This is a genomic window from Methylobacterium mesophilicum (assembly GCF_036441335.1).
Taxonomy (GTDB): domain Bacteria; phylum Pseudomonadota; class Alphaproteobacteria; order Rhizobiales; family Beijerinckiaceae; genus Methylobacterium; species Methylobacterium mesophilicum_B.
The window spans coordinates 22,860-31,681 of record NZ_MLBW01000013.1 but is presented as its reverse complement, the minus strand read 5'-3'; the positions used below and the strand labels follow the sequence as shown (position 1 = coordinate 31,681).

General features: G+C 73.6%; 8 protein-coding genes and 3 pseudogenes. 8 read left to right on the top strand and 3 right to left on the bottom strand.

Annotated features, from left to right (window positions below):
* The 3 genes and pseudogenes from MMR14E_RS09430 to MMR14E_RS09420 form a co-directional block, all read left to right on the top strand.
* Positions 1–778, top strand: a 778-nt coding sequence (locus MMR14E_RS09430; RefSeq protein WP_331313845.1) for a helix-turn-helix domain-containing protein, incomplete at its 5' end; no start/stop codon positions are given.
* 334 nt (positions 779–1,112) lie between these two features.
* Complete coding sequence (chlG, locus tag MMR14E_RS09425; RefSeq protein ID WP_331313844.1) at positions 1,113–1,997, top strand: chlorophyll synthase ChlG; 885 nt, start codon at positions 1,113–1,115, stop codon at positions 1,995–1,997.
* Positions 1,997–2,500, top strand: a pseudogene (locus MMR14E_RS09420) (PucC family protein); the annotation flags it as partial. The gene chlG and the pseudogene MMR14E_RS09420, both read left to right, overlap by 1 nt.
* On the opposite strand, the pseudogene MMR14E_RS09415 reads toward MMR14E_RS09420, so the two are convergent.
* Positions 2,480–2,667, bottom strand: a pseudogene (locus MMR14E_RS09415) (transposase); the annotation flags it as partial. The pseudogenes MMR14E_RS09420 and MMR14E_RS09415 sit on opposite strands and share 21 nt — an antisense overlap.
* 33 nt (positions 2,668–2,700) lie before the next feature.
* Here MMR14E_RS09415 and MMR14E_RS09410 point away from each other — a divergent pair.
* The 5 genes and pseudogenes from MMR14E_RS09410 to MMR14E_RS09390 form a co-directional block, all read left to right on the top strand.
* Positions 2,701–3,495, top strand: a pseudogene (locus tag MMR14E_RS09410) (FAD-dependent monooxygenase); the annotation flags it as partial.
* Positions 3,492–3,989, top strand: a complete 498-nt coding sequence (locus MMR14E_RS09405; RefSeq protein WP_331313843.1) for a TspO/MBR family protein — start codon at positions 3,492–3,494, stop codon at positions 3,987–3,989. The pseudogene MMR14E_RS09410 and the gene MMR14E_RS09405, both read left to right, overlap by 4 nt.
* On the top strand, positions 3,989–4,360 hold the full coding sequence (locus MMR14E_RS09400; protein WP_331313842.1) for a hypothetical protein: 372 nt from the start codon (positions 3,989–3,991) through the stop codon (positions 4,358–4,360). Before MMR14E_RS09405 ends, MMR14E_RS09400 begins: the two co-directional genes overlap by 1 nt.
* A gap of 20 nt (positions 4,361–4,380) precedes the next feature.
* A complete protein-coding gene (locus MMR14E_RS09395) occupies positions 4,381–6,012 on the top strand; it encodes a c-type cytochrome (protein WP_331313841.1) in 1,632 nt (543 codons plus the stop codon).
* 124 nt (positions 6,013–6,136) lie between these two features.
* Positions 6,137–6,310, top strand: coding sequence for a YqaE/Pmp3 family membrane protein (locus MMR14E_RS09390; protein WP_012318839.1), 174 nt, complete (start codon positions 6,137–6,139; stop codon positions 6,308–6,310).
* A gap of 1,080 nt (positions 6,311–7,390) precedes the next feature.
* On the opposite strand, the gene MMR14E_RS09380 is transcribed toward MMR14E_RS09390, so the two are convergent.
* Together MMR14E_RS09380 and MMR14E_RS09375 are read right to left on the bottom strand one after the other, a co-directional pair.
* The gene (locus tag MMR14E_RS09380) at positions 7,391–8,353 is read right to left on the bottom strand and encodes an acetyl-CoA carboxylase carboxyltransferase subunit alpha (RefSeq protein WP_331313840.1); all 963 of its coding nucleotides are present in this window, start codon (positions 8,351–8,353) and stop codon (positions 7,391–7,393) included.
* A 127-nt stretch (positions 8,354–8,480) separates the two neighbouring features.
* Positions 8,481–8,804, bottom strand: a complete 324-nt coding sequence (locus MMR14E_RS09375; RefSeq protein ID WP_331313839.1) for a DUF2252 family protein — start codon at positions 8,802–8,804, stop codon at positions 8,481–8,483.
* Positions 8,805–8,822: the final 18 nt, after the last annotated feature.

Below are 8,822 nucleotides of genomic sequence, written 5' to 3'. Positions count from 1 at the left end.
GCAGTTCGCCGCCCTGCGGGCGACCGGGCAGGCGGGCGAGATCCGGGCGGCCCTGCCGCACGGGCGCGGGGAGGTCACGGTCTCGGCCTCGCTGTTCCGGGGCGAGGGCGGCGCGAGCGCCCTGCTGCAGCTGGTCGCCGACCCGGCGGCCGCTTCGGCCGGACCCGACCAGGAGGCGCCCACCGCCGCGGTGATCGAGGCGATGCCGGAAGGCTTCGTGGTCACCGATTCGGCGCGGCGGGTCCTGATGGCCAACGCCGCCTTCCTGGAGCTCGCGCAGCTCGCCACCGTGGGCCAGGCCCGCGGGCGCACCCTCGACCACTGGCTCGGCCGCGACGAGACCGAGGCGCAGGCGCTGTTCGCGACCCTCGTCGACCACGGCGCCGTGCGCCGATTCGCCACCGTCGTCCGCGGCGCCTACGGCGGCATGGAGGACGTGGAGGTCGCCGCCGTGTCGGTGGCCGGCGCCCGCCCCTGCCTGGGCTTCGCCATCCGGTCGGGCCCGCGGCGGATCGCCGAGGGGCGCCCCGGGGTCGGGCGGGAGGTGCCCCGCTCGGTGGAGCAGATGACCGAGCTGGTCGGCCGGGTCTCGATGAAGACCCTGGTGCGCGAGACGACCGACCTGATCGAGAAGCTCTGCATCGAGGCGGCGCTCCGGATCACCCGGGACAACCGGGCCTCGGCGGCCGAGATGCTCGGCCTGAGCCGGCAGGGCCTCTACGCCAAGATGCGCCGCTACGGCGTCGGCGACCTGGACGGCCCGGTCGAGGACATCTGAGAAGCCGGGCACGGCGTCCGGGCGCGGCGGGACCCGTCCCCCGCATCCTGTCCTGTCTCCCGAAGGTGCGCGCGGCGGGGCCTGCCGGACCCGCTCGGATCCCGGCCCCGAAGGCCTCGAAGATCCCGGAATCGTCCTCGCGGACGGGGGGCGCCGGGAGCGCCCGGGGCGCCGGAAAGCGCCCGCGTGGGCGGTCCAGCCGGCACCGTTTTCCGGTGTTTCGGATAATGTATTTCTGACCCGCCGCTGTATTTATTCGACAAACGTCCCGCACATGCTGACGCGGGGTGTAAATCTGGCTTGACACCCCGGCGGGCCCCGGTAGCCTCCCCCCATGACCGCTACGCCCGCCCCGAGCGCAGTCATCGAGCTGCTGAAGCCGCTCACGTGGTTCGCGCCGATGTGGGCCTTCGCCTGCGGGGTGATCTCCTCGGGCCAGCCGGCCAGCGGCCAGTGGCCGGTGATCGCCGCCGGCATCCTGCTGGCCGGCCCGCTGGTCTGCGCCACCAGCCAGGCCGCCAACGACTGGTTCGACCGCCACGTCGACGCGATCAACGAGCCGGACCGGCCGATCCCCTCCGGGCGGATCCCGGGCCGCTGGGGGCTCTACCTCGCCCTCGCCTGGACGGCGCTGTCGCTGGCGGTGGCCGCCGCCCTCGGGCCCTGGATCCTCGGGGCCGCGCTGTTCGGGCTGGTTCTGGCCTGGATCTACTCGGCGCCGCCGGTGCGGCTGAAGCGGAACGGCTGGTGGGGCAACGCCGCGGTGGCGCTCTGCTACGAGGGGCTGCCCTGGTTCACCGGCGCCGCCGTCATGGCCGCCGCCCTGCCCGACCGGCGGGTGCTCCTGGTGGCGCTGCTCTACGCGGCCGGGGCCCACGGCATCATGACCCTCAACGACTTCAAGTCCGTGGAGGGCGACCGGCGGATGGGGCTGCTGTCGCTGCCGGTGCAGATGGGCTCCGAGCGCGCCGCGCGCTTCGCCTGCCTGGTCATGGCCCTGCCGCAGGTCGCGGTGATCGCGCTCCTCGTCGGCTGGGAGCGCTACTGGCACGCCGGCCTCGTCGCCGCGCTGCTCGCCGGCCAGTTCGCCCTGATGGCCCGGTTCCTGGAGAATCCCCGGGAGCGGGCGATCTGGTACAACGGCACCGGCACCACCCTCTACGTCCTCGGCATGCTGGTCTCGGCCTTCGCGCTGCGCCCGCTGGTGGGAGGGGCGTGATGGCACCGGACCCCGGCGCAGGCCTCGGCTGGCCCCAGATCGTCCGCCTCGGCCTCGTCCAGACCGCGCTGGGCAGCGTCGTCGTGCTGATGACCGCCACCCTCAACCGCGTCATGGTGGTGGAGCTGGCGCTGCCCGCCCTCGTGCCGGGCCTGCTGGTCGCCCTGCACTACGCGGTGCAGGTCCTGCGCCCGCGCTGGGGCTACGGCTCCGACCGCAGCGGCCGGCGCACCCCCTGGATCGTCGGCGGCATGGCCGCCCTCTGCCTCGGCGGGTTCGGCGCCGCCTGCGGCACCGCGCTGGCCGCCGAGCACCTCGCCCTGGGGCTGGCGCTCGCCGCCCTGTCCTTCCTGTGCGTCGGCATGGGCGTCGGCGCCGCCGGGACCTCCCTCCTCGTCCTGCTCTCGGGCGGCGTCGCGCCGGCCCGGCGGGGCGCGGCCGCCACCGTCGTCTGGGTGATGATGATCGTCGGCTTCGCCGTCACGGCGCCGCTCGGGGGCTACAAGTTTCCCGAGGCGACGTCCGCTAGCACCTGCTTCTCCAGGGACAGGTCAGCCACGAGCCGCCGCAGCCGCGCGTTCTCGCGCTCCAGGTCCTTCATCTTCCGGGCCTGGTCGACTTGGAGGCCGCCGTACTCCTTGCGCCAGCGATAATAACTCTGCTCGGAGATCTCCGAGCAGAGTTATTATCGCTGGCGCAAGGAGCCGGCCTCGCCCGCCACGCCGTCCGGGCGCGCCTCGTCGTCGGGGCCGACGGCGCCTGCTCGCCGGTCGGCCGCGCGGAGGTGCCGGGCCACGCCAGGATGCGGCAGGTCTTCGCCTATCACGAGATCCTGCGGGTGCCGGAGGCCGGCGCCCCCGGGGCCGGGTCGGTCGAGGCGACCCGCTGCGACGTCTACTACCAGGGCCGGCACTCGCCGGACTTCTACAGCTGGATCTTCCCTCACGGGGACACGCTGAGCATCGGCACCGGCAGCGCGCGGAAGGGGTTCTCGCTGCGCTCCTCGATCCGGGCGCTGCGCGCCGCCACCGGCCTCGACCACGCCGAGACCGTCCGCCGCGAGGGGGCGCCGCTGCCGCTGAAGCCCCTGAAGCGCTGGGACAACGGCCGGGACGTGCTGCTCGCGGGCGACGCCGCGGGCGTCGTCGCGCCGGCCTCCGGCGAGGGGATCTACTACGCGATGCTCGGCGGCCGGCTCTCGGCCGAGGCCGCCGCCGCCTTCCTGCGGACCGGGGACGCGCGCGCCCTCGCGGGCGCGCGGAGGCAGTTCATGAAGCTGCACGGGCGCGTGTTCTGGATCCTCGGGATGATGCAGTGGGTCTGGTACCGCAGCGACGGCCTGCGCGAGCGCTTCGTCTCGATCTGCCGGGACAAGGACGTGCAGCAGCTCACCTGGGACAGCTACATGAACAAGGAGCTGGTCCGCGCGAAGCCCGCCGCCCACGCGCGGATCTTCTTCAAGGACCTCGCCCACCTGTTCCGCTGGGTCTCGCCGTGAGCTTCGCCGCCGCCGATCTCGGGCCGCCCGCGGTGGCGGCGGTCGCCGCCGTGCTGGTGGCCGTGGCCGGCGGCCTCGCGACCACGACCGACACGTGGTACCGGCGCCTGCGGGTCCCGGCCTGGAAGCCGCCGGACTGGGCCTTCGGCCCGGTCTGGGCGGTGATCTTCGCGCTCACCACCACCGCCGGCGTGCTCGCCTGGAACGGCGACGCCGATCCGGCCGCCCGGGGCGTCCTGCTGGCCGCCTACGCGGTGAACGGGGTGCTCAACATCGCCTGGAGCGTGCTGTTCTTCCGGTTCCGCCGGCCCGACTGGGCGCTCGCCGAGGTCGCGGCCCTGTGGCTGTCCATCGGCGCGCTGGTGCTGGTGACCGGCCGGGTCTCGGGCGCGGCGGGGCTCATGAACCTGCCCTACCTCGCCTGGGTCAGCGTCGCCGCCTGCCTGAACCTGCGGATCGTGCGCCTCAACGGGCCGTTCGCGGAGCCCGCCTGATGGAGGCGCTGCTCGATCCCGTCCTTCGCCCCGCCTTCGCGTCGGGCCGGATCGTCGACGGGATCCTCCTGCTGGTCGCCCTGGAGGCGCTCGCCCTCGCGTGGCTCGGCCGCCGGGTCGGCCTGCCGCTGCCGTCCCTGCTCACGAACCTCGCCTCCGGCGCCGCGCTGATGCTGGCCCTGCGGGCGGCGCTCGTGGAGGCCGGCTGGGTCGCGGTCGCCGGCTGGATGCTCGCCGGGCTCGTCGCCCACCTCGCCGATCTCGGCCTGCGCGTCCGGGCGGCCACGGCACAACGCCGCAGCGCGGCGCCGGCCGGAACAACGCCCGCGACGGCCGCGTTCACGCGCGTCACAAGTTTCAAACAGCTCTAAATCGGGATGGGAGACGCGGCATGCAGCGCACGAGAGCCCTCTCCTCCGGCCGCGCGGCCCCGATGCGGCGGTCCCCGACGCGGCTGACCCCGATGCGGGCCGCCCCGTTCCTCGCGGGCCTGCTCCTGGCCGCGCCGGCGCTGGCGCAGGACGGGTCGGCCGACCAGATCGAGCGCGGCAAGTACCTCGTGACGATGGGCGATTGCGCGGCCTGCCACACGGCGCCGGGCGGCAAGTACCTCGCCGGCAACTACGCGCTGAACATGCCCTTCGGCGTGATCATGACGCCCAACCTCACGCCCGACAAGGAGACGGGCCTCGGCAACTGGAGCTACGCCGACTTCGACCAGGCGTTCCGGCACGGCTACAGCAAGAACGTCGGCTACCTGTACCCGGCCTTCCCGTTCGGCTGGTTCACCAAGGTCACCGACGACGACACCAAGGCGATCTGGGCCTATCTCCAGTCGGTCCCGGCCGTGAACGAGAAGCGGCAGGAGAGCCAGATCCCGTTCCCGTTCAGCGTCCGCACGGCGCTGGTGACGTGGCGGACCGCCTTCTTCACCGACGAGCGCTTCAAGCCCGACCCGAACGCCAGCGCCGAGGTCAACCGCGGCGCCTACTTGGTCGAGGGGCTCGGCCACTGCGCCATGTGCCACAACGAGAACAAGCTCGTCGGCAACTCGAGCTTCGCGGGCCGGTTCGGCGGCGGCGTGATCGACGGCTGGTACGCCCCCAACATCACCCCGGACGGCCACCAGGGCATCGGCGCCTGGACCGACGAGCAGGTGGTGACCTACCTCAAGACCGGCACCGCCCCGGGCGACCGGCCGGGCGTCGCCGCCGGCCCGATGCGCCAGACCATCATGGAATCCCTCTCCAAGGTGAAGGAGGAGGACCTCAAGGCCATGGTCGCGTACCTGCGCACCGTGCCGGCCAAGCAGACCTACAAGCCGAAGGACCTCGCGGCCTTCGACACGCCCGACGCGCCCGGCGCCTCCACCTACCTGACCTACTGCTCCTCCTGCCACCAGCCCGACGGCAAGGGCATCGCGGGCGCCGTGCCGGCGCTCGCCGGCAACACCTCGGTGATGTCGGAGGGGCCCGAGACGGTGCTGCGGGTGATCTACGGCGGCCTCGCCGCCCAGAGCGGGCTGGCCCCGATGGTGGCGATCGGTCAGCAGATGACCGACGTCGAGGTGAGGAACGTCACCGACTACATCCGCAATTCCTGGGGCAACAAGGCGCCCCCGGTGACCGGCGACAAGGCCTCGGAGGCGCGCGCCGCCACCAAGACCATGCTGGCCGGCACGGCGCCCTGCGCGGAGATCGAGCAGGACAAGCTCAAGGCCGCCTTCGACAAGATCGGGCTGCAGGCGAGCCTGAAGGGCCTGAAGCAGCAGGACTTCGTCCCGACCCTCGCCCGGCTGGTGCAGCAGGTGAAGGCCGAGCCGACCGGGGTCACCGACGACGACATCGTCAACGGCCTGACCACCGCCTTCTGCAAGGTCGGCCGCGACGACCCGCAATACGGCAACCCGAGCTGGCCCGCGGTGATCGGCACCTTCTCCAACGTCGCCTACAGCCAGGTGAAGCACCCGGAGAAGCAGGCCGCCAACGTCCCCTCCGCCACCACGCCGCCGGCGAAGAACTGAGGCGCCGCCCCGCGGCCCCGGCCTGCCGGGGGCGTCGGGGTCGGTCCGGGGTCAGATCGGGCGGAACGGATAAAACCGTGTTTCGTTGGAGCCGGGACGTGCCGACCTCACGCCCGGAGTCCCCGTGTCCAGCCTCGTCCGCATCCTGCTCGCGATCTTCTTCCCGCCGATCGCCGTGCTCGTCACCACGGGCTTCGGCCTGCAGTTCCTGCTGAACATCCTGCTGTGGATCCTCGGCTGGCTGCCCGGCACGGTCCACGCCCTGTGGCTCATGAACCGCGACCGGCCGCTGGTCTGAGCCGTCAGGGCTTCCGGCCCTCGGGCTCGCCCTTCCGCAGGGCGGGCTTCTCCGCCTTCGACGCGCCCTTCGACTCGCCCTTGCCCTCGCTCTTGCCCTCGCCCTTGCCCTCGACCTTGGCGGTCTTCACCGCGCGGCCCTTGGCGGCCTTCGGCGCGACCGTCTCGGCGGCGTGGGCGAGCTTCACGGGCTCCGGCACCGCCGCGGGCACGACCGCCGCGTCGACCGCGGSGGTCGKGGGCGCCGCCGGGGCCGGCTTGTCCTTGGCGAAGAGCTGGCCGAACAGCTTCTGGTAGCTGCTCGGATCGCCGTCCGCGTCGGCGACCGCGATCCGGGCGGGCTTGTCGGGCAGCGCCGCCGTGGTNGCCGGCCGCCGCGCCGCCTCGGCGCGGATGATCGCCACCAGGGCCGCGTCGTCGGACGGGTCGGCGAGCCGCAGGCCGACCGGCTCCGAGGGCGTGTGCACGGTGAGCCAGCGCAGGGTCGGCCGGAGGTCGAGCGCCTCGACCACCGCCATGCGCGGATGCCCGGTCTCGAGCTGCACGAAGGTCAGGTGGTTGCGGCTGGCGCGCTGCCCGAGCAGGTCGTCGATCGCCGCGACCACGTCCCGGGGCGTGTGCAGATGGGTCATCATCCAGAGGCGGTTGTCGGTGCCCGGCGTGTCGAGGGCCCGGCGCAGCCGCCGCACGCCCTCGGTGAGGAAGGCGTAGTCCGCCTCGCTCGTCGCCGGGTCGTGGTGGTTGAACACGCACTCGAGGCCGTGCCGCTCCCGGTAGAGGCGGTGGCGCCCCCGCCAGATGCCGGGGCCGCGCCGCTCGGCCTCCGGGATGCTCTCCAGCTGGCCCCGGTCGACGAGCGCGGCGAAATCGTCGGCGAGGCAGTCCCGGGCCATGCCGGGCATGGAGAAGATCCAGTCGAGGGGCCCCGACCACTGGCGCAGGTCGAGCGTCTTGAGGACGTGCGCCATCTGGCAATTGCAGCCCAGGGAGACGTGGTTGTGCCGGCCCGGCTCCCGCGCGTCGCGCCGGCCGAGCAGCCGGCCGAGCGCGCCGAACAGGCCCCCCGTCGCCCCGGGCTCGCTCACAGGGTCCGGCCGATCGCCAGGAACTTCTCCGCGCGCCGGTCGCGGACCTCGACGGGCGAGAGGCCGTCGAACTGCGCGAGGGCGTCGGCGATGGCGTCGCCCGCGGCCCGGATCGCCGCCTGGCGGTCGCGGTGGGCCCCGCCGGTGGCCTCCGGGATGATCCCGTCGATGACGCCGAGCCGCAGCAGGTCCTGGGCGGTGATCTTCATGGCGGTGGCGGCGTCGGAGGCGCGGCCCTGGTCGCGCCACAGGATCGAGGCGGCGCCCTCCGGCGAGATGACCCCGTAGATCGCGTGCTCCAGCATGAGCACCCGGTTGGCGGTGGCGAGCGCGATGGCGCCGCCCGAGCCGCCCTCCCCGATCACCACGGCGACGTTCGGCACGCCCAGCGCGAGGCAGGCCTCGGTCGAGCGGGCGATGGCCTCGGCCTGGCCGCGCTCCTCCGCCTCGATGCCCGGATAGGCGCCGGCCGTGTCCACGAAGGCGATGACGGCTAAGCCGAACCGGTCGGCGGTCTCCATGAGGCGGACCGCCTTGCGGTAGCCCTCGGGCCGGGCCATCCCGAAATTGTGGCGCAGCCGCGCCTCCGTGGTGGCGCCCTTCTCCTGGCCGAGCACCAGGACCGGCCGGCCGCGGAACCGGCCGAACCCGCCCAGGATCGCCTCGTCCTCGCCGAAGCTGCGGTCGCCGGCCAGCGGGGTGAACTCGGTGATCAGCCCGTCGCGATAGTCCACGAAGTGCGGCCGCTGCGGGTGGCGGGCCACCTGGGTCTTCTGCCAGGGCGTGAGGTTCGCGTAGATCTCGGCGAGCGCCTGGCCGGCCTTGGCCTCGAGCCGGCCGACCTCCTCGGCGATCGAGACCGCGCCGTCGCGCGCGCTCACGGCGCGCAGTTCCTCGAGCTTGGCCTCCAGCTCGGCCACCGGCTTCTCGAAGTCGAGGTAGGTGCGCGTCACCGCCATCGTATCACAGGTCTTCCCGGGGTCCGCCGCGCGAGAGGCGGCGGGCGCGAGGTGTTGGCGATGGCGGGGATGGTGTCAACCGGCGTCGTGGCGGAAGCGCCCCGCGGCCGGTCCGGGCCGGGCGGCGTCAGGCCGCGTCCAGCTCCTCCCGGGCGATCCGGCGGCAATGCTCCAGGTAGCCGCGCTGGTGCGCGCCCATCAGGTCGGTGACCACGGACCAGAGCCAGCCGGGGGCGTCGGGGCCCGGACCCGGCGCCCGCACAGCGTCGATCCAGGTCCGGCGGTCGGCCGCGCCCATCTGGCGGCCGTGGGCCCGCCCCAGGATGGCGGCGAGGTGGCGGGAGACGCGGACCGCCTCGCCGCGGGAGAACTGCTCGGCGTCGATCTTGAGATCCTGCGGCAGCAGCTCGCGGACCGTGACGGGCGTGCCGCCGACATGGCCGGCCACCATCCGGTCGCCGAGGTTGGG

Bases quoted from the DNA above. Each gene is read 5' to 3' on its own strand.
- MMR14E_RS09395 (WP_331313841.1), top strand. From the start codon at position 4,381: ATGCAGCGCACGAGAGCCCTCTCCTCCGGCCGCGCGGCCCCGATGCGG.
- MMR14E_RS09375 (WP_331313839.1), bottom strand. From the start codon at position 8,804: ATGGTGGCCGGCCATGTCGGCGGCACGCCCGTCACGGTCCGCGAGCTG.
- chlG (WP_331313844.1), top strand. From the start codon at position 1,113: ATGACCGCTACGCCCGCCCCGAGCGCAGTCATCGAGCTGCTGAAGCCG.
- MMR14E_RS09380 (WP_331313840.1), bottom strand. From the start codon at position 8,353: ATGGCGGTGACGCGCACCTACCTCGACTTCGAGAAGCCGGTGGCCGAG.
- MMR14E_RS09400 (WP_331313842.1), top strand. From the start codon at position 3,989: ATGGAGGCGCTGCTCGATCCCGTCCTTCGCCCCGCCTTCGCGTCGGGC.